This window comes from Frigidibacter sp. MR17.24, assembly GCF_037095655.1.
Taxonomy (GTDB): Bacteria; Pseudomonadota; Alphaproteobacteria; order Rhodobacterales; family Rhodobacteraceae; genus Frigidibacter.
Genome location: NZ_JBAWKE010000003.1, coordinates 398,109 through 416,684, shown reverse-complemented (window position 1 = coordinate 416,684; position 18,576 = coordinate 398,109). Strand labels below are relative to the sequence as shown.

Below are 18,576 nucleotides of genomic sequence, written 5' to 3'. Positions count from 1 at the left end.
GGCCTGCCTCGTGCCCGAGGTCTCTCCCCGGCCGCGAGACCGGCACGGGCCTGTCGCCACCTGCCGATCTCTCGCGGCGGCGTCGGAGGCGCCTGCGGCGTGCCATGGCGTCAGGAAAGCGCGCGTTGGCCGGATGGCGAAGATCGCGCGCCGGCGGGTAGCCGCCCGGGCCGATCCCGCCGCCGCGCGCCGAAGACTGGCGCGTCAGCTGGCCATCTCGGGGCGCTCGAACGGGCGCGGCGCCTCGGCCGGTCCGGCGGCCCGGATCTCGACCAGGCAGGAATGGGCCGTGCACCCCTGGCTGATCGCGCTTGCCGGTCGGTCGTCCGTCAGCGCATTGGGGTTGCCGTGCCGTTCCCGCCCGTCAACGCCCGGGTCGTACCAGGCGCCGGTCGAAAGGCGGACCACCCCGCGCCGGACCTCGCCCGACAGGCGCAGCGTCGCCAGGCAGGCGCCCCGGTCGTTGAACAGCTCGACCACTTCGCCCTCCATCAGGCCGCGGTCGGCGGCGTCGGCGGGATGCATGGTCACGGGCTCGCGGCCGCCGGGCTTGCCGGCCACGGAATGGGGCGAGCTGTCGAGCTGGCTGTGCAGTCGCCGCTCGGGCTGGTCCGAGATCAGGTGCAGCGGCAGCCGTTCCGCCGCCGGGGCACCCAGCCATTCCCGCGGCGGGATCCACACCGGGTGCCCCGGCTGCCCCTCGAGCCCGAAGCCCGCGATCCGGTCCGAGAAGATCTCGATCCGGCCCGAGGGGGTGGTGAGCGGCTGGCCGGCGGGATCGGCGCGGAACGACGACAGGAACACGCGGTCGGGCTCGTCCCAGGGCGACAGGTCGATCAGCCCGCGCGCGCGGAACGCGTCGAAGCCGGGCAGATCGACGCCCTTCGCCTGCCAGCGGCCGCGCGTCTCGTCATAGAGGTGGCGCAGCCAGTCCTCGGCGCTCCGGCCCTCGGTGAAGGCCTGCGCGACCCCCATCTTCGCCGCGATCTCGCTCAGGATGGCGAAGTCGTCGCGCGCCTCGGCGAAGGGCGCGGCAAGGGCGCGCGAGGCGACCATCCAGCCCTCGAGCGTGGCATAGCCGATGTCCTCGCGCTCGGTCGTCGTCGTCACCGGCAGCACGATGTCGGCGCGGCGCGCGGTCGCGGTCCAGAACGGCTCGTGCACGAAGATCGCCTCGGGCCGGCGCCAGGCACGGTCCAGCCGGGCGAGGTCCTGGTGGTGGTGGAACGGGTTGCCGCCGGCCCAGTAGATCAGGCGGATGTCGGGATAGCTGTAGCTGGCGCCGTTGTAGCTGAAGGGCGCGCCGGGGTTTTCCAGCATGTCGGCGATGCGCGCCACCGGGATGAAGTCCGACACCGGGTTGTCGCCCTGCGACAGGGTCGGGCCCGAGAGTTCGGCGCTGGACGAGCCGAGCAGGTTCTCGCAGCCGTAGCCAAGGGCGAAGCCGCCGCCGGGAAGGCCGACCTGGCCCAGCATCGCGGCCAGCGTCACCGCCATCCAGAACGGCTGCTCGCCGTTGTCGGCGCGCTGCAGGGCCCAGACGATGTTGATCGTCGTGCGCTTCGTCGTCATCTCGCGCGCAAGCTCGCGGATCCGCGGGGCGGCGATGTCGCACAGGGGCGCCGCCCAGTCCGCGTCCTTGGGCTGCCCGTCCGAGGCGCCGGTGAGGTAGGGCTCGAACCGGTCCCAGCCGGTGCAGTGGCTGGCGAGGAAGGCGCGGTCGTGGCGGCCGAGGCGATGGATCTCGTGCGCCAGCGCCAGCATCAGCGCCGTGTCCGACCCGGGCCGCACCGGCAGCCAGTCGACCGGGCCGCCGGTCTCGAGATTGCTCGAGATCGGCGAGATGTTGACGAAGCGGCAGCCGGCGCCGGCCATCGCGCGCAGCCCGTAGCGGACCCGGTGCCGTCCCGCGCCGGCCTGGCTGATCTGCGCGTTCTTCGCCGGCACGCCGCCGAAGGTGACGAACAGCTCGCAATGGCGGGCGAGCATCTCCCAGGTCGTGTGCTGCTTCATCAGCACGCCCATCTCGCCCACGACATGCGGCAGGATCACGTGCGCGGCGGCGAGCGAATAGCTGTCGCGGTGGCGCACGAAGCCGCCGATGCAGTTCAGGAAGCGCTTGAGCTGCCCCTGCGCGTGGTGGAACCGCCCGGCCGAGGCCCAGCCATAGCTGCCGCCGAAGATCGCGCGGTTGCCATGCGCGCGACGCACGCGGTCAAGTTCGCCGGCGACGAGGCTGGTCGCGGTATGCCAGTCGACTTCGACGAAGGGCTCGCGCCCGCGCAGGTCGGGGCGCGCGCCCGGTCCCTCGGTGATCCAGCTGCGCCGCACGGCGGGGCGCTGCACGCGGGTCCGCTCCACGTCGGGCGAAAGCTGGTGCAGCCCGATCGGCGAGGCGTCGGGATCGCCGGCCATCGGGCGCAGGCGCGGGCCGTCCCGGCCGTCGACGGCCTCGTAGATGCCCCAATGGGCGGTGGTGTAGCGGGGATCGGTCATTCTTGGGCCACCGGGGCTTAGTGCTGGGTCTGGGAGCGGGCGAGGAACCCGGTGCGGGGCAGGGTGCCCGGCACCGGCTCGTCGAGCCCCCCGAGCGATAGCAGACCGGGCGGGCCGTTGCATCCCCCGGCGTCGGCCCGCAGGCCCGCGGATGCAGGCCGGCCCCATGGGCGGGGCCGTCGCGCATCGAAACGCCTAGGGGCACCGGGGGATCGGACATGCCGCGCCATCTCCCGGGGGCGGTGTCGCGAAGACCGGGACGTGCCTTGCGCCCGGCAGCCGGGGCGGCAACCGGCCTTGCGGGCTGTCGGACCTGACGCTTCGCCGGACGGGCGTGATGGAAACGTCGGACCGTCCTCGCGAACATCGCCGCGACAGGCTTTGGCGGCCCTGCCGACAGGCCGCGGGCGACGTTTCGCATCGCCCGCTGACGCGCTCAGTAGCCGCGGCCGCTGTCGACGAGGTCGATCATCTCGCGGCCGCCGAGGTAGGCGTCGAGATTGGCAAGCACCTTGGCGCGGAAGCGCGTCTCGTCATCGCCCCCCTTGTAGGAGATGTGGGGCGTCAGCAGGACCTTGGGATGTGTCCACAGCGGGTGTCCCTCGGGCAGCGGTTCGGGCGTGGTGACATCGAGCGTGGCGGCGGCGAGACGCCCGGAGTCGAGCGCGTCGATCAGCGCCTCCTGATCGACCAGCCCGCCGCGCGAGACGTTCACCAGGTGCAGGCCCGGCTTGGCGCGGGCCAGCAGCGCGGCATCGACCAGCCCCTGGGTCTGCGGCGTGAGCGGCGCCGCGATCACCAGGTGGTCCGCGGCGGCGATCACCTCGGCCGGCGAGGCGCAGGCGGTGATCCCCGGCTCGTCCGAGACCCAGGGGCCGCGGCGGCTGACAAGCACCTGCATCCCGAAGGCGCGCGCCCGGGTGGCGGTCTCGCGCCCGATGGCGCCGAAGCCGATCAGCCCGAGGACCTTGCCGCGCAGCGAGCCGACGGGCGCGTCCTTCCACGCCGCGCGCGCGGTCACGCGCAATGCCGAAAGATCCTTTTCGATCCGCAGCATCGCCGCCAGGGCATATTCGCCGATCTGGTCCGAGTTCAGCCCGCGGCCGCAGGTCAGCAGCCGCCCCTCGGTCAGCCAGGCCGGATAGATCTCGACCCCGGCGGAATAGGTCTGCTCCCATTTCAGCGATCCGAGGTCGGCCGCCGTCGGGGCCGCCCCCCGCCAGGCCGGCAGGGCGCGGGTGATCAGGATCTCGGCGCCCTCGGGCAGGTCCCAGGGGCGCGCGCTGTCGAGGTGGTCGATCACCCGCGGGGCCGAGGGATGGGCGGCCAGTGCGGCGCCGAACGCCGGGTTGATCTGGTTGATGATGACGGGTCCGGTCTTCGCGGCGGCGGTCATGGCAGGTCCTTCCAGGGCAGGGGGCGACGGTGTCTGCCGGGGGGGGCGCCGGTCCGGATCGTCACGGGGCAAGCTTTAGGGGACTTCCGTGGTCCGGTTCAACCGCTTCAACCGCGCGCGCGTCGCCCGTGGACCCTGGCGGATGCCTGATGACGCCGCAGATCGAGACGCGCGACGGCCCTGTCCCCGGCGGTGCGATCGGATGCGACATCGATCTTCTCCGGAAGGATGGCTGCACCTAGGCGAAACGCCTGCCCGCCGGGGACTGCCCAGGGGCTGCCGAGCCTTGGGTTCGGAAAGCAGCGCCCGCGCGGCTTGCGCCGCGGCTGACCGGCCACGACTGAGCGCAGCGATGCCACTCGCAGGTCGTGCGATGTCAGGGCGGACCGGACACCCGGCGCGCCCCCTTGGCCATCGCGACCCGCCGGGTTCGGACCGCCCGCGCGGCGTCAGAAGATGCGCCCCGCATTGAGGATGCCGTCCGGGTCCAGCGCACGCTTCAACCGCCGCATCGTGGCCAGCTCCGCCGGGCTGCGGGTCAGCGCCAGCCACTTGCGCTTGTTCAGCCCGATGCCATGCTCGGCCGAGATCGAGCCTCCGGCGGCGGCGACCAGTTCCATCAGCCGCGCCTCGGCGGCCTGCTGGTGGCGCGTCTGGAAGACATAGTGCAGGTTGCCGTCGGCGATATGGCCGAAGATCAGGAACCGCGTGCCGGGATCGATCTCGCGCAGCGCGGCCCGGCTGTCGGCAAGGAACCGCGCCAGGCTCGCCGGGGGCACGCTGATGTCGGCATTCACCCGCTGCCCGAGCGTGCGCAGATAGTCGGCGCAGGCGTCGCGCATGTCCCACAGCGCGAGGTATTCGCGCCGAGACTGGGCGATGACCGCGTCGAGCACCTGTCCCGCCTCGATCGCCGCCATCAGGCAGGCGGCGAAGGCCTCGGCGCAGCCGTCACCGGCAAGTTCGGACTGGATCTCGGCCAGGACGTAGACCGGGGCCGCGGTCGTCAGGGGCGGGGTCATCTGGAGATGCGCCGTCACGCCGTCGTAGATCTCGTCCAGCATGATCTCGAAGGCCGAGAGCTGCCGCCCGACCGCGTCCCGCAACCGCGACAGCAGCGCCAGCGCGGCCTCGGCCGAGGGCAGCGCGAGCAAGGCGTTGGCCTCGGTCACCGGACGCGGGTGCAGCCGCAACAGCGCGCGGGTGACGATGCCGAGCGTCCCCTCCGAGCCGACGAACAGCCCGTTCAGGTCGTAGCCGCTGTTGTCCTTGTCGAGCCCGCGCAGCCCGGTCAGCACCGTGCCGTCGGCCAGCACCGCCTCGAGCCCCGCCACCTGCGCCCGCAGCGAGCCGTAGCGCAGGACCCGGATCCCGCCGGCATTGGTCGCGATGTTGCCGCCGATCAGCGCCGTGCCGCGCGCGCCGATGTCGACGCCGAACATCAGCCCGGCCCCGTCGGCCGCCTCCTGGATGCGCTGCAGCGGCACGCCCGCCTCGGCAAGGATCGTGCGGGCGTCGGGATCGGCCGGCGACAGCGCCGTCATCCGCTCCAGCGACAGCACCGCCTCGCCCTCGAGCACCCGGTGCCCGCCCGACAGGCCGGTGCGGCCGCCCTGCACGACAAGCCGCTGGCGCGCGTCGCAGCAGGCGGCCAGCGCGGTCGAGACCTCGGCGGTGGAGCCCGGGCGCAGAACGAAGCGCGGCACGGCCGAGGGCCCGTCGCGCATGTCCTCGCGGTAGCGCGATCCGATCGAGTCGCCGGTCAGCAGCGCGGCCGCCGGCAGCGCCCGCGACAGCCGCTGCAGCAGCGCCGCGGTTTCGGGCCCGTCGTGATCGGTCATGATGTCCTCCCCGGGCGGCGCCGCAGGGCACGCCCCCGTCATCGCCGCAGCGCGCGCGTCCGCACGGGGCCCGCCGCCGCCCATCACGTCGCCGCCCATCACGCCGTTTCCCGCGCGAGGTCGGCCGCGGCGTCGCGCAGCAGGAACTTCTGGATCTTGCCCGTCGAGGTCTTCGGCAGCTCGGCGACGATCACCCGGGCGGGCGCCTTGAACCCCGCGAGCGCACCGCGGCAGTGCGCCAGCAGCTCGGCCCCGGTCGCGGCGTGTCCGGGGCGCAGCTCGACGAAGGCGCAGGGGCGTTCCCCCCAGGTGCGGTCCGGCATCGCCACGACCGCGCAGAGCGCGACCGCCGGGTGGCGGAACAGGACCTCCTCGACCTCGATCGACGAGATGTTCTCGCCGCCCGAGATGATGATGTCCTTGGACCGGTCCTTGATCTGGACATAGCCGTCCGCATGCATGACGCCGAGGTCGCCGGTGTGGAACCAGTCGCCCGCGAAGGCGGCCTCGGTGGCCTCGGGGTTCAGCAGGTAGCCCTTCATCAGCGTGTTGCCGCGCAGCATGACCTCGCCCAGCGTCCGGCCGTCGGCCGGCACCGGCCGCATCGTGTCGGGATCGCGCACGGACACCGCTTCGAGCGACAGGAACCGCACACCCTGGCGCGCCTTCAGCGCCGCGCGGTCGCGGGCGGGAAGCCCGTCCCAGTCCGCCTTCCACTCGTTCACGGTGGTCGGGCCGTAGGTCTCGGTCAGCCCGTAGACATGCAGCACCTCGAAGCCGGCGGCGGCCATCGCCTCGAGCACGGCCTCGGGCGGCGGGGCGGCGGCGGTGGTGAAGGTCACCGGGCCCGCGACGCTGCGCCGCTGGTCCTGCGGCGCGTTCAGCAGCGTCGACATGACGATGGGCGCGCCGCTCAGGTGCGTGACGCCGTGATCGGCGATGGCGTCGAAGATCGCGCCGGCGCGGACCCAGCGCAGGCAGACATGCGTGCCCGCCTGGATCGAGACCGCCCAGGGCAGCGACCAGCCGTTGCAGTGGAACATCGGCAGCGTCCACAGGTAGACCGGATGACGCCCCATGCCCGCGTGCAGCGTGTTGTTGATGGCCGACAGCGCCGCGCCGCGATGCGAGTAGACGACGCCCTTGGGGTTGCCGGTGGTGCCCGACGTGTAGTTGAGCGCGATCGCGTCCCATTCGTCGCCGGGGGGCGTCCAGTCGAACCCCGGATCGCCCTCGGCCAGCAGCGCGGGCCAGTCCAGGTCGCCGATGCACGCGCCCTTCGGCCGCGGGGCGTCGGCGGGATACTGGTCGTCGTCGACGTCGATGACCAGCGGGCGGGTCCGGGCCAGCGCCAGCGCGGCCGCCGCCACGGCCGAGAATTCGCGATCGACGATCAGCACGCGCGACCGGGCATGGTCGAGCTGGAAGGCGATCGCCGCGGCGTCGAGCCGGGTGTTGAGCGCATGCAGCACCGCCCCGTCCGCCATGGGCACCCCGTAATGCGCCGCGACCATCGGCGGCGTGTTCGGCAGCAGCACGCTGACCGTGTCGCCGCGGCCGATGCCGCGGCGGGTCAGCGCCGAGGCCAGTCGGCGGCAGTCGCTCCAGAGCGCGCGATAGCTTTGCCGCGCCCGGCCGTGGATCACCGCCACGCGGTCCGGATGCACCTGCGCCGCGCGCTCCAGCCAGGAGATCGGCGTGAGCGCCCGGTGATTGGCGGGCCGGCGTCCCAGCCCCTCGTCGTAGATCGACATGTCGTCCCCCCTCGTGCCCGTCCGCGCCGTCAGCCGGACTTGCGCTCGGCCACGGCGCGGCCGGCCGCCTTCCAGGCCGAGAAGCCGCCCCGCAGCGACCGCGCTTCCAGCCCCATCTCCTGCGCGAGCCGCGCCGCCAGCAGCGACCGCCAGCCGCTCGCGCAGTAGAAGACGTAGGTCGCGCCCTCGGCGAAGCGGGGCTTGTGATAGGGGCTTTCGGGGTCGATCCAGAACTCGAGCATCCCGCGCGGCGCGTGGAAGGCGCCGGGGATCATGCCCTCGCGTTCCAGCTCGCGCGGGTCGCGGATGTCGACGAGGATGGTCCCCGGCGCGTCCTCGGCGGTGTCGTCGATGGTGACCGAGGTCACCCGCGCCTCGGCCTCGGCAAGCATGTCCTTGTATCCCTTGGCCATGATCAGCGTCCCAGCGCGTAGAATTCGGGGTTCGGCCGCATCGAGGTGACATTGGCCATCCGGTTCGACATGCCGAAGAAGGCGGCGATGGCGGCGATGTCCCAGATGTCGTCCTCGGTGAAGCCGTGGCCGGCGAGCGTGGCGAAATCGGGCTCGCCGACCTCGTAGGCCGCGGCCGAGACCTTCATCGCGAAGTCCAGCATCGCCTTCTGCCGCGGCGTGATGTCGGACTTGCGGTAATTGATCGCGACCTGATCGGCCACCAGCGGGTCCTTGGCGCGGATCCGCAGGATCGCGCCGTGGGCGATCACGCAGTACTGGCACTGGTTCGCGGTCGAGGTGGCGACGACGATCATCTCGCGCTCGGCCTTGCTGAGGTTGCCGGGCCGGTCCATCAGCGCGTCGTGATAGGCGAAGAAGGCGCGGAATTCGTCGGGCCGGTGCGCAAGCGTCAGGAAGACGTTCGGGATGAAGCCGGATTTTTCCTGCACCGCCTCGATCCGGGTGCGGATGTCCTCGGGCATGTCCCCGAGCGCGGGGACGGGAAAGCGGCTGACCGGCGGGGCGGCCTGCAGGGGCGCGGGTGTGTTCATCATCTCCTCCCAGGGGTTGAAACGGGTGTGGGGCAGGGCTCAGCCGTCGGGCAGGATCTCCGCCAGCTGGGCCTGATAGGTGTCGATGGCGTCGCGGTTGTCGCCGGGGTGGCGCGCGACCCGCACCAGGCAGGTATGGGCCGAGCAGCCCTGCCCGAAGGCCGAGGTGCCGATGTCGAGCGTCAGGACGTTGGGGTTTCCGGCCAGGTCGGTGCCGTCGCTGCCGATGGTCATCCAGGCGCCGGTCGGCAGCACCGCGACGCCGCGGGCGGTGCCCGGGTCGAGCCGCGCGGTGGCGAGGCAGGCGCCGCGGGCGTTCCACAGCCGGACCGTCTGGCCGTCACCGATCCCGCGCACCTGCGCGTCGCCGGGGTTCAGGCGCACCTGCTCGCGCCCGGCGCGCCGGTGCACGAGGCTGGCCGGCGCGGTCTCGAGCTGGCTGTGCAGGCGCCCCTCGGGCTGGTGCGAAATCAGGTGCAGCTCGTCCGCGGCGCCGGCGCCCAGCCATTCGGCAGGCTCCAGCCAGGCCGGGTGCGGCGGGCAGTCGGGCAGCGCGAGCGCGGCGAGCGTCCGGCTGCCCAGCACGATCCGCCCGCTCTCGGTGGCCAGAGGCTCGGCCTCGGGGTCGGCGCGGAAGCCAGACAGGTAGGTGTGGTCGCGCTGCACCGGGGCGGGGGCGTGGCCCTCGGCCCAGAAACGGTCGAACGGCGGCATCTCGAAGCCCAGCCGCTCGGCCGCGTCGGCGCGGCTCTGCTCATAGAGATGGCGGATCCATCCCATCTCGTCGCGGCCCTCGTTGAAGGCGGGACCGGTCCCGAGCCGCTCGGCCAGCGCGTTGAAGATGTCGAAATCGGCCCGCGCCTCGCCCAGCGGCGGGATCGCCCTGTGCATGGCCAGCACCATGTCGCTGCGCTTGTTGCCCGCGATGTCGTTGCGCTCGATCGAGGTCGAGGCGGGCAGCACGATGTCGGCGCGCCGCGCGGTCGCGGTCCACATCGGGTCCTGCACGACGATCGTCTCGGGCCGGGTCCAGGCCGCCTGCAGCCGGTTCAGGTCCTGGTGGTGATGGAAGGGATTGCCCCCCGCCCAGTAGACCACGCGGATGTCGGGATAGGTCCGGTCCTCTCCCTGATAGGTGTAGCTGCCGCCCGGGCAGCTCAGCAGGTCGGTGATCCGGGCGACGGGGATGAAGCTGTCGATGGGCTTGCGGCCCTGCGACATGCCCGGCGACCTGCCGATGGCGAAGGGGGCGCCGACCCCCCCGAGCGAGCCGTAGCCATAGCCGACGCCCCCGCCCGGCAGGCCGATCTGCCCAGTGACCGCCGCCAGCCCCAGCGCCGCCCAGAACGGCTGCTCGCCGTGATGGGCGCGCTGCAGCGACCAGCTGACGGTCAGCATCGCGCGGGTGTCGACCAGCCGCGGCGCCAGCGCCCGGATCGCCTCGGCCGGCAGGCCGGTGATCGCCGCCGCCCAGCGGGCGTCCTTGACCACCCCGTCCGGGCGGCCGCGCAGGTAGTCGAGGTAGAGGTCCGCGCCGCTGGTGCAGCGGGCGAGGAACGCGTGGTCCTCGCGCCCCGCCGCGACGACCTCTCCGGCAAGGCCCAGCATCAGCGCGGCATCGGTGTTGGGCCGGATCGGCCACCATTCGGCCCCCACCCAGCCGGGCAGGTCGTCGCGCAGCGGCGAGACGTGGATGATGCGGGTCCCGCGCGCAACGATCCGGCGCAGGAACTGCTCGAGCTGGTGGGTCCCGATCCCGCCCGCCTCGGACTGCGCGGTGCGCGGAGACATCGCGCCGAAGACCACCAGCGTCTCGGTATGGGCGGCGACGGTGTCGAGCGTGTTGGCCTGGCCGCCGCAGGCGCGGTCGTCGCCCAGCGTGTGGCGCAGGATCACCGGGCCTGCCGCGATCGAATAGGTGTCGACATGACCGGTATAGCCGCCCGAAAGGTTCAGCATCCGCTTGAGCAGCGACGAGGCATGGTGGAACCGTCCGCAGGAGGTCCAGCCATAGCTGCCCGCGAAGATCGAGGCCGGTCCGTGATCGGCGGTGACGCGGGCGATCTCGCCCGCGACCATGTCCAGAACCTCGTCCCAGGGCAGGGCGACGAAGGCCTCCTGCCCGCGGCCGGCGCCGGTCGCGCCGCGCGCCGCGCCGCCGCGCGCGGCAAGCCAGCCCTCGCGGACCATCGGGCGCAGGACGCGACGCCCGGGCCGGGCCCAGTCCGCGACCGACTGGATCAGCGGCGAGGGCGCCGGGTCGAGGGCGAAGGGCTCCACGCCGACGATCCGGCTGGCGGCGCCCTCGCCCTCGACGAGGATCGTGTAGGCGCCCCAGTGGCTGCAATGCGGTACGCGGCGGATCATTGGCCCTGTCCTCAGATGACGGCTTCGATCAGGAACGGCCCCTTCGATGCCAGCGCGGCGCGGAGGATGTCGCAGAACCCCTCGATCGTGTCGGCCCGGGCGGCCTCGACCCCGAGCCCGTTGGCGATCTTCACCCAGTCCAGCGCCGGGTCGTCGAGGTCGAGCATCTTGCGCGCATTGTCGACCGCCCGGGTGATGCCGACGTTCTTCAGCTCGCCGTGCAGGATCGCGTAGCGGCGGTTGGCGAAGACGATCGTGACGACGTCGAGCCGCTCGCGCGCCTGGGTCCAGAGCCCTTGCACGGTGTACATGCCGCTGCCGTCGGCCTGCAGCCCGATCACCTTGCGGTCGGGGCAGGCGACGGCGGCACCGGTCGTCATCGGGATCCCCAGGCCGATGGCGCCGCCGGTCAGCTGCAGAAAGTCGTGCGGCTCGGCGCCATGGGTGAAGCGGAAGAAGTCGCGGCCCGAGCTGACGGCCTCGTCGCAGATGATGGCGTGCGCCGGCATCATCCGGGCGATGGCGGCGGCGATCGCATCGGGGGTCAGCGCGCCGGCCGGCAGGTCCGGGACCAGCCGCTGCGCATGGCGCGGGGCCGCGACGCCGTGCGCGCCGGTCTCGTCGGCGAGGGCCGCGACGGCGGCGGCAAGGTCGTCGTCGGGCCCGGCCAGCGCGATGACCCGGCAGTGTTCGGGCAGCATGCTCGACGGCTTGCCGGGATAGGCGAAGAACCCGACCGGGGCCTTCGCGCCGATCAGGATCACCGTCTCGGTCGCGGCGAAGGTCGCGAGCGCCTGGTCGATGACATAGGGCACGCGGTCGACCGCGACGCGGCCCGCGCCGCGCTGCATCCGGCCATTGGCCTGCTGCGCCATCAGCCGCGCCCCGGTCTTCTGCGCGATCCGGTCGAGCAGGTCGAGCTGCGCCTCGCGCAGCGCGAGGCCGGTCACGAGGATCGTGACCGCGCCGCCCGCCGCGAGCGCCCCGGCGGCCTCGCGCAGCGCCGCGGCGTCGGGGCCGTCGCATCCCGGCGCGGCGACCGGCGCCGGGACCGCGGCCGCGGTGTCGGTCCAGGCCGCGTCGGCCGGCAGGATCAGCGTGGCGACGCCGCCCGCGCCGGTGATCGCGGCGCGGATCGCCTCGGAGGTGGCCTGGCCGAGGTCGTCTGCGGTCGCGGCGCGGCCGACCCAGTGCGACATCGGCCGCGCGAGGCTTTCGATGTCCGCGGTCAGGGGGGCGTCGTAGGGCAGGTGGTAGCCCGCGTGATCGCCGACGACATTGACCATCGGCGTCCGCGCCCGGCGCGCGTTGTGCATGTTGGCCAGCGCGTTCGCGAGGCCCGGGCCGGTGTGCAGCAGGGTGGCCGCCGGCCTGTCGGCCATCCGGGCATAGCCGTCGGCGGCCCCGGTCACCACGCCCTCGAACAGGCCCAGGACGCAGCGCATCCGCGGCTGGCGGTCAAGCGCCGCCACGAAATGCATCTCGGACGTGCCGGGGTTGGCAAAGCAGGTGTCGATACCGTTGGCGAGCAGGGTTTCGCACAGGAGATCAGCGCCGTTCATCTTCTTCCTCCATCAGCCCTTCCGCCTCTGCCCGCAGGTCCGCGAGCGCGGCCCAGTGGCGGGCCGCCGCGTCGACCGTGGCGGCGAAGAGCGCGTATTTGCGGGCGGCATAGGCCGCGACAGCCGGGCCCGCGGGCACTAGACGGTCTTCCGGCGCGCCGAGCCAGTCCCGACCAAGCGTCACGGGATCCGCGCCCAGCAGGAACCGCGCGCCGATCGCGGCAAGCCCGCGCAGCCCGGCCTGATCGTTGGGGCTGCGCTCGACGGGGCCGCCGGTCAGCGTGGCCAGGAACTGCGCGAAATGGCCGTCGCGGGCGAGACCGCCGCCCAGCGACAGCGTGCCCTCCGGCGCCGCCATCATCGCGTGGCTGCGATGGGTGACGAAGGCCAGCGCCTCGCGCCCCGCCCAGGCGATCTCGGCCGGGGTGGTCGCGGCGGTCAGGCCGAATGCGGCGCCGCTGGCCGCCGGATCGGTCCAGGGCGCGCGCTCGCCCCCCGGTTCGAGGAACGGGTGCAGCACCAGCGCTGAGTAGCATGGCGCGGGATGGGCGGGCAGGGCGCAGAAGGCCCGCGACAGGTGGTGCAGCGCGGTCGCCCCGTTGAAGCTCGGGTGCAGGCAGATGAAACCCGGGCCGAGCGCGAAGCGCTGCACCATCGCCCCGGCCGGGCGCGCGGGCATCGCGTCGGGGTCGTCATGCAGGCAGGCATGGATCGCCGAGGTGCCGAAGATCGACGCGCGGGTGACGCCGGCGCGGGTGCCAAGCCCGAGACCGATCAGCGTCGACTGCACGTCGCCGGGGCCGAGCAGCACGGGCAGTCCCGCCGGCAGGCCGAGGTCGGCGGCGGCGGCGGCCGAGAGGCCGGCGCGACAGGCGCCGATCTCGGCCAGCCCGGGCAGCAGCCGCTCGGCACCCGCCAGCCCGAGCGCCTCGCCGACCGCGGGCAGGATCGCACCGCTGCGCCAGTCGCCCCAGACCGGCAGCAGCGCGCTCGGCTCGGCCATCACCCGCCCGGTCAGGCCGAGGAACAGCCACTCCTTCAGCCTCAGCGCATGGGCGATGCGCGCGAAACGCTCGGGCTCGTGGCGGCGCAGCCACAGCAGCTGCAGGCTCGCCGCGGCGGCGGTCGGGCGCGAGCCGGTGGCGCGCTGGATCGCGTCGAGCGCGCCGCCCAGGCCGGCCGCGAGATCCCGCGCCCGGCCGTCAAGCCAGGTGATGGCCCGGCCGAGCGGCCGGCCGTCGCGGTCGACCGGCCAGAGCCCGTCGCCCTGCCCGGTGACCACGATCCCTTCGACGCGCCCGGGACCGCCCAGGCGCGCAAGGCAGTCGCGCAGCACCGCGAAGGCCTGATCGCGCGAGCGGTCCATGTCCTGCTCGACCCGCGGGCCATCGCGGTGCAGCGCGGCGTTCGGCGCCTCGGTGCAGGCCAGCAGGCGCCCGGCCGCGTCGAGGGCCGCGGCCTTGACCGCCGTGGTGCCGGAATCGAGACACAGGAGCAGGTCGGACATGGGTCAGGACGCCTGGCGCAGCCCTTCGAGCGCGGCGCTGGACTGCTGGCCATAGGTCTTGAACTTCACCAGCACCTCGGCGATCTGCGCGTCGGACAGCACCGGCGGCTCGCAGACCGGCAGGCACAGCAGGTACTGATGCGCCAGTTCCTCGACCGTCACGGCCAGCGCGAGCGCGCGCGCGATGCTGACATGCCCGGTGATGACGCCGTGATGCGCCATCAGGCAGGCGCGGCGCCCCTCGAGCGCGACGACCACCCGGTCGGCCAGTTCCTGCGAGCCGAAGATCTCGTAGGGGGCGCAGCGGATCGTGCTGCCGCCGGCGGCGGCGATCACGTAGTGGATCGCCGGGATGTCGCGCCCGAGGATCGACAGCGCCGTCGCATGGGTCGAATGCGTGTGCACCACCGCGTTCAGGTCGGGCCGCGCCCTCAGGATGTCGCGGTGGAAGCGCCATTCCGAGGAGGGCTGGACCTCGCCCTCGTAGGTCGCGTCCCAGCTCATCGCGACGACATGCTCGGGTTCGAGCTTGTCGTAGGGGATCCCGGTGGGCGAGATCAGGAAGCCGTCGCCGTGGCGGACGCTGATGTTGCCCGAGGTGCCCTTGTTGATGCCCAGCCGGTTCATCGACCGGCAGGCCTCGATGAGTTCGCTGCGCAGCGCGCGGTCTTCGTCGGTCATGATGGCCTCACTTGCAGGGATGAAGCGGCGGCTGGCCGCTCTGGATCAGGGCGATGTCCTCGGCGATCATCCGCGCGGCCTTGAGCGCGGAATAGCGCGAGGCCCCGGCGATATGCGGCGAGAGCGTGACATTGGGCAGCTTCAGCAGCGGCCAGTCGGCGGGCGGCGGCTCGGGGTCGAAGGTGTCGAGCGCGGCGCCCTTCAGGTGGCCCGAGCGGAGCGCGTCGTAGAGCGCGGGATAGTCGAGCACCTGCCCGCGGGTGGTGTTGACGATGTAGCCGCCGGGCTTCATCGCCATGATCCGGTCGCGCGACATCATGCCTTTGGTCTCGGGCGTGACGCGGGGATGCAGGGTGACCACGTCGGCGCGGGCGATCAGCGCGTCGAGCCCGCATTTCTCGAAGCCCGCCGCCTGTTCCTCGGGGGTCAGGTCCTTGAACGGGTCGTAGATCAGGATCGCGCAGCCGAAGGGCCGCAGCAGCCGCGCGACGCGGGTGCCGATGTCGCCGTAGCCGACGATGCCCACGGTCAGCTCGCACAGCTCGGGGCCGGTGTGGTCGTAGTGGTAGAAGCTGCGCCCGAACTCGCCGCGCGCGACGGTCTGGTGGCCGCGGATCAGGTTGCGGGTCTCGGCCAGCAGCGAGGCCACGGTGAACTCGGCCACGGCCGAGGCGTTGCGGCCGGGCGTGTTCACCACGGCGATGCCGCGTGCGCGGGCCGCCGCCATCTCGATGTTGACCGGCCCGCCGCGCGACACCGCGATGGTCTTCAGCCGCGGCGCATGCTCGAGGCTGCGGGCCGTGATCGGCGCGAGATGCGTGATCAGGATGTCGAGATCGGCGAGGAAGTCGAAATAGTCCTCGGGGCGTCCGACGAATTCGCCGACCGGCAGCGTCGGGTCGACCTTGGTCGATTTCAGCCGCAGCGGCCAGTCCAGCTCCATGGTGCGGATCTCGGGCGCGGGTCCGGCGAGGGTGGCGCGCAGCGCCTCGGCGAAGAAGGCGGGCTGCATGAAGCCGTCGCCGATGATGCCGATGGTGGGGGTCTTGCTCATCTGGTCCTCAGGCCGTCTTTTCGGGCAGGGCGGGGCCGATCAGCGCCTCGGCGTAGCGCTCGGGCTCGAGGCCGGCCTCGGCCAGCACCTCGGCGCTGTGCTGGGCGAAGCCGGGCGGCGCGCGGCGATAGCTTGCCGGGGTGCGCGACAGCTTGATCGGGCTGCCGGTGCCGCGGTAGGCGCCGATGTCCACGACCATCTCGCGGTGAAGCGTGTGCGGGTCCGCGACGACCTGGTCGATCGACCGCACGGCGCCGCAGGGGACCCCGGCCTTGATCAGCGCATCGGCAAGCGGGGCGCAGTCGAAGTCCGCCAGCGCGGCCTCAAGCTCGGCCTTCAGCGCGTCGCGGTTGACGACGCGTTCGGCATTCGCGGCGAAGCGCGGATCGGCGGGCAGGTCGGGTCGGCCGATGACCCCGCACAGCGTGGTGAACTGGCGATGGTTGCCGACGGCGAGGAAGATCGGATCGCTGCCGGTGGCGAAGGTGTCATAGGGGCAGATGTTGGGATGGGCATTGCCCGACCGCCCCGCGACCTGGCCCGACAGGTACAGGTTCGGCAGGTGCGGATGCAGCAGCGACACCCCGCAGTCGTACAGCGTGGCCTCGACGAACTGGCCCTTGCCGCTGGTCGCGCGTTCGTTCAGCGCCATCAGCACGCCCAGGGCCGCGTTCAGGCCGGTGACCATGTCGACGACGGGCAGCCCGACGCGCAGGGGGGTGCCCCCCGCCTCGCCGTTGACGCTCATGATGCCGCAGACCGCCTGGATCGCGGCATCGTAGCCCGGCAGCCCGCCCATCGGCCCGTCGGCGCCGAACCCCGAGATGCGGCAGTGCACCAGCCGCGGAAAGCGGCGCGACAGCTCGTCATGGCCAAGGCCCCAGCGCTCCAGCGTGCCGGTCTTGAAGTTCTCGAGCAGCACGTCGGCATCGGCCAGCAGGGCCAGCAGCACCTCGCGCCCCGAGGCGAGCGTCAGGTCGAGGGCGATGCCGCGCTTGTTGCGGTTCAGCCCCAGGAAATAGCTGGCGGCATCGCCGAGGAAGGGCGGGCCCCAGCCGCGGGTCTCGTCGCCGGTCGGAGGCTCGATCTTGATCACGTCGGCGCCGTGGTCGGCGAGGATCTGGCCCGCATAGGGCCCGCCGAGCACGCGGCTGGCGTCGATCACGCGCAGGTTCTGCAGCGATCCGGGTGTCATGCGGTGGCTCCTTCCGGGGCATGGGCCGCCAGGTCGCGGGCCCAGTCGGCCGCGAAGGCGGGGTAGGTCTCGGCCAGCTCCTCGAGGATGCGGCCGCGCATCAGCCGCAGCGTCGCCGCGTCGGGTCCGGGGGTCGTCGGCGGCGCCGGGTCATGGGCGAAGCCGAAGCCCGTGGCCTGCCGGACATCGTCGAGGGTCTGGCCCGGGTGCAGGCTGGCGAGGGTGAAGCCGGGCCGGGCGCGGTCGAAGCCGAACAGGCAGCGGCTGGTCAGCAGCGCGACCGGTCCGCCGGGCCGGTAGACGCCGGGCGGGCTGGTGCCGGGGGCCGAGATGAAATCGACCTTGTCGACCATCACCCGGGGCGAATGCTCTTCGCGGAACAGGATCACCTTCGGGACGGTGAAATACAGGTAGGCCGACCCGAACGACCCGGGCCAGCGGACATCGACCTTGGGATAGTCGCCGGTGCCGACGAGATTGACGTTCGCCTGCCCGTCGATCTGCCCGCCGCCAAGAAAGAACGCGTCAAGCCGGCCCTGCGCGGCGCTGTCGAACAGCTCTGCCGAGCCGTTGGTGAAGAAGTTGTGCCGGACCGAGCCGAGGATCGAAAGGCGCACCTCGCGCGCGGCCTCGTCCAGCGCGCGGCGCAGCATCGCCCCCGCGGCCGGGATCGGCGAAGAGGCCCCGACCGCGACATGGCGCACCCCGTCGAGCAGGCCGGCGATGGTGTGGATCAGGATCTCGCGCGGCAGGGCGGGGCTCATGCGGCGACCTCCGATCCCATGTAGGCCGCGAAGCCGTCCTCGGTCCGGGCCGCGGCGGCGTAGCGCTTGAGCGCGTCGGTGTCGGTCGGGTAGGCGCCCCACAGACCATAGGGCCAGGCGCCGCGCGGAGCCTCGGCCACGGCGGTGACATACAGGGCGGGCAGGGTGCCCGCCGCGGTGGTCTCGTCGGCCAGAAGGTCGTCCTCGACGATGCGCTCGGCGGTGACGATGGTTTCGGTGGCGGCATAGGCCATGGCCGCAAGCTCGCGCCGGCGCCCGATCCAGACGTTGCCGGACCGGTCCGCCATCGGCACGTGGAAGATCGCCACGTCGGGGCACAGCGCCGGGATCAGCACGATCGGATCGCCCGCGGCCGCGAAGGGGTTGTCGATCACCCGCCAGTCCGGCCGCCGCGCCAGCACGTCCGACCCGATCAGCCCGCGCATCGGCACGAAGGGCACACCCTTCTGCGCCGCCATCAGGCCCGCGTGGATCGCCGGGCAGGTGGCGTCGAGGATCTCGATCCGGCCGGCCTTCACCGCCGCGTTGAAGCGCGGCGCGCCGCCCGCCTCGCCCAGCGAGACCGCGCTGGTCTCGACGCGCCGGACCAGACCGGCGCCGATCAGCTGGTCGACCTGCAATCCCCCGGTCGGCACGCAGATCAGGTGCAGATCGCCCGCGCCGTTGTCGATCAGCGGTCGCGTCATCGCCATCGAGACGCCGGCATAGTCGACCGGCAGCGCCACGGTCATGCCGGGGCGGATGCGCCGCGCCAGTCGCGCGAGATCGCTCGTCATAGCTGTTCCTCCCTGTGGATCCGCGCCTCCCAAGCGGATCCAATGTCGTTCCATATAATAGAACGCCATTCTGTTAGTTAGCGTACCCACGGCGAGAGGGCTGAGTCAATCGCGGTTGTGTCGCCGGCAGGCCGAATTCCGGGAATCGCCGGTTTT

The 18,576-nt window shown here is 72.7% G+C and carries 14 protein-coding genes; all 14 read right to left on the bottom strand.

The genetic code is table 11. The features are described 5' to 3' along the window. Positions 1 to 204: 204 nt before the first annotated feature. Positions 205 to 2,496, bottom strand: coding sequence for a molybdopterin-dependent oxidoreductase (locus V8J39_RS14115; RefSeq protein WP_336461566.1), 2,292 nt, complete (start codon positions 2,494 to 2,496; stop codon positions 205 to 207). 436 nt (positions 2,497 to 2,932) lie between these two features. After that, the gene (locus V8J39_RS14110) at positions 2,933 to 3,892 is read right to left on the bottom strand and encodes an NAD(P)-dependent oxidoreductase (protein WP_336461565.1); all 960 of its coding nucleotides are present in this window, start codon (positions 3,890 to 3,892) and stop codon (positions 2,933 to 2,935) included. Positions 3,893 to 4,341: 449 nt separating this feature from the next. Next, positions 4,342 to 5,733, bottom strand: coding sequence for an FAD-binding oxidoreductase (locus tag V8J39_RS14105; RefSeq protein ID WP_336461564.1), 1,392 nt, complete (start codon positions 5,731 to 5,733; stop codon positions 4,342 to 4,344). A 98-nt stretch (positions 5,734 to 5,831) separates the two neighbouring features. Then, positions 5,832 to 7,487 (bottom strand): acyl-CoA synthetase, encoded by a 1,656-nt coding sequence (locus tag V8J39_RS14100; RefSeq protein ID WP_336461563.1) that lies wholly within the window; start codon positions 7,485 to 7,487, stop codon positions 5,832 to 5,834. 29 nt (positions 7,488 to 7,516) lie between these two features. After that, entirely contained in the window at positions 7,517 to 7,900 is a 384-nt protein-coding gene (locus V8J39_RS14095; RefSeq protein WP_336461562.1) for a rhodanese-like domain-containing protein, read from the bottom strand. 2 nt (positions 7,901 to 7,902) lie between these two features. Further along, complete coding sequence (locus V8J39_RS14090; RefSeq protein WP_336461561.1) at positions 7,903 to 8,493, bottom strand: peroxidase-related enzyme; 591 nt, start codon at positions 8,491 to 8,493, stop codon at positions 7,903 to 7,905. A 39-nt stretch (positions 8,494 to 8,532) separates the two neighbouring features. Next, positions 8,533 to 10,860 carry a molybdopterin-dependent oxidoreductase gene (locus V8J39_RS14085; RefSeq protein ID WP_336461560.1) on the bottom strand — a complete coding sequence of 776 codons (2,328 nt, stop codon included), beginning with the start codon at positions 10,858 to 10,860 and terminating at the stop codon, positions 8,533 to 8,535. 11 nt (positions 10,861 to 10,871) lie between these two features. Beyond that, positions 10,872 to 12,422: an acetolactate synthase large subunit gene (locus V8J39_RS14080; RefSeq protein ID WP_336461559.1), complete on the bottom strand. Its 1,551-nt coding sequence runs from the start codon at positions 12,420 to 12,422 to the stop codon at positions 10,872 to 10,874. Further along, positions 12,409 to 13,929, bottom strand: coding sequence for an FGGY family carbohydrate kinase (locus V8J39_RS14075; RefSeq protein ID WP_336461558.1), 1,521 nt, complete (start codon positions 13,927 to 13,929; stop codon positions 12,409 to 12,411). The genes V8J39_RS14080 and V8J39_RS14075 overlap by 14 nt, the downstream gene beginning before the upstream one ends. 3 nt (positions 13,930 to 13,932) lie before the next feature. Continuing rightward, on the bottom strand, positions 13,933 to 14,610 hold the full coding sequence (locus V8J39_RS14070; RefSeq protein WP_336461557.1) for a class II aldolase/adducin family protein: 678 nt from the start codon (positions 14,608 to 14,610) through the stop codon (positions 13,933 to 13,935). 7 nt (positions 14,611 to 14,617) lie between these two features. After that, positions 14,618 to 15,664: a 2-hydroxyacid dehydrogenase gene (locus tag V8J39_RS14065; protein WP_336461556.1), complete on the bottom strand. Its 1,047-nt coding sequence runs from the start codon at positions 15,662 to 15,664 to the stop codon at positions 14,618 to 14,620. Between the two features lie 7 nt (positions 15,665 to 15,671). After that, positions 15,672 to 16,859, bottom strand: coding sequence for a CaiB/BaiF CoA transferase family protein (locus V8J39_RS14060; RefSeq protein ID WP_336461555.1), 1,188 nt, complete (start codon positions 16,857 to 16,859; stop codon positions 15,672 to 15,674). Further along, the gene (locus V8J39_RS14055; protein WP_336461554.1) at positions 16,856 to 17,623 is read right to left on the bottom strand and encodes a CoA transferase; all 768 of its coding nucleotides are present in this window, start codon (positions 17,621 to 17,623) and stop codon (positions 16,856 to 16,858) included. The genes V8J39_RS14060 and V8J39_RS14055 overlap by 4 nt, the downstream gene beginning before the upstream one ends. Next, a complete protein-coding gene (locus tag V8J39_RS14050) occupies positions 17,620 to 18,420 on the bottom strand; it encodes a CoA transferase subunit A (protein WP_336461553.1) in 801 nt (266 codons plus the stop codon). The genes V8J39_RS14055 and V8J39_RS14050 overlap by 4 nt, the downstream gene beginning before the upstream one ends. Positions 18,421 to 18,576: the final 156 nt, after the last annotated feature.

What these genes read in the sequence shown, in the direction of transcription:
- V8J39_RS14115 (WP_336461566.1), bottom strand. Translation starts at nt 2,496, where the DNA reads ATGACCGATCCCCGCTACACCACCGCCCATTGGGGCATCTACGAGGCC.
- V8J39_RS14110 (WP_336461565.1), bottom strand. Translation starts at nt 3,892, where the DNA reads ATGACCGCCGCCGCGAAGACCGGACCCGTCATCATCAACCAGATCAAC.
- V8J39_RS14105 (WP_336461564.1), bottom strand. Translation starts at nt 5,733, where the DNA reads ATGACCGATCACGACGGGCCCGAAACCGCGGCGCTGCTGCAGCGGCTG.
- V8J39_RS14100 (WP_336461563.1), bottom strand. Translation starts at nt 7,487, where the DNA reads ATGTCGATCTACGACGAGGGGCTGGGACGCCGGCCCGCCAATCACCGG.
- V8J39_RS14095 (WP_336461562.1), bottom strand. Translation starts at nt 7,900, where the DNA reads ATGGCCAAGGGATACAAGGACATGCTTGCCGAGGCCGAGGCGCGGGTG.
- V8J39_RS14090 (WP_336461561.1), bottom strand. Translation starts at nt 8,493, where the DNA reads ATGAACACACCCGCGCCCCTGCAGGCCGCCCCGCCGGTCAGCCGCTTT.
- V8J39_RS14085 (WP_336461560.1), bottom strand. Translation starts at nt 10,860, where the DNA reads ATGATCCGCCGCGTACCGCATTGCAGCCACTGGGGCGCCTACACGATC.
- V8J39_RS14080 (WP_336461559.1), bottom strand. Translation starts at nt 12,422, where the DNA reads ATGAACGGCGCTGATCTCCTGTGCGAAACCCTGCTCGCCAACGGTATC.
- V8J39_RS14075 (WP_336461558.1), bottom strand. Translation starts at nt 13,929, where the DNA reads ATGTCCGACCTGCTCCTGTGTCTCGATTCCGGCACCACGGCGGTCAAG.
- V8J39_RS14070 (WP_336461557.1), bottom strand. Translation starts at nt 14,610, where the DNA reads ATGACCGACGAAGACCGCGCGCTGCGCAGCGAACTCATCGAGGCCTGC.
- V8J39_RS14065 (WP_336461556.1), bottom strand. Translation starts at nt 15,664, where the DNA reads ATGAGCAAGACCCCCACCATCGGCATCATCGGCGACGGCTTCATGCAG.
- V8J39_RS14060 (WP_336461555.1), bottom strand. Translation starts at nt 16,859, where the DNA reads ATGACACCCGGATCGCTGCAGAACCTGCGCGTGATCGACGCCAGCCGC.
- V8J39_RS14055 (WP_336461554.1), bottom strand. Translation starts at nt 17,623, where the DNA reads ATGAGCCCCGCCCTGCCGCGCGAGATCCTGATCCACACCATCGCCGGC.
- V8J39_RS14050 (WP_336461553.1), bottom strand. Translation starts at nt 18,420, where the DNA reads ATGACGAGCGATCTCGCGCGACTGGCGCGGCGCATCCGCCCCGGCATG.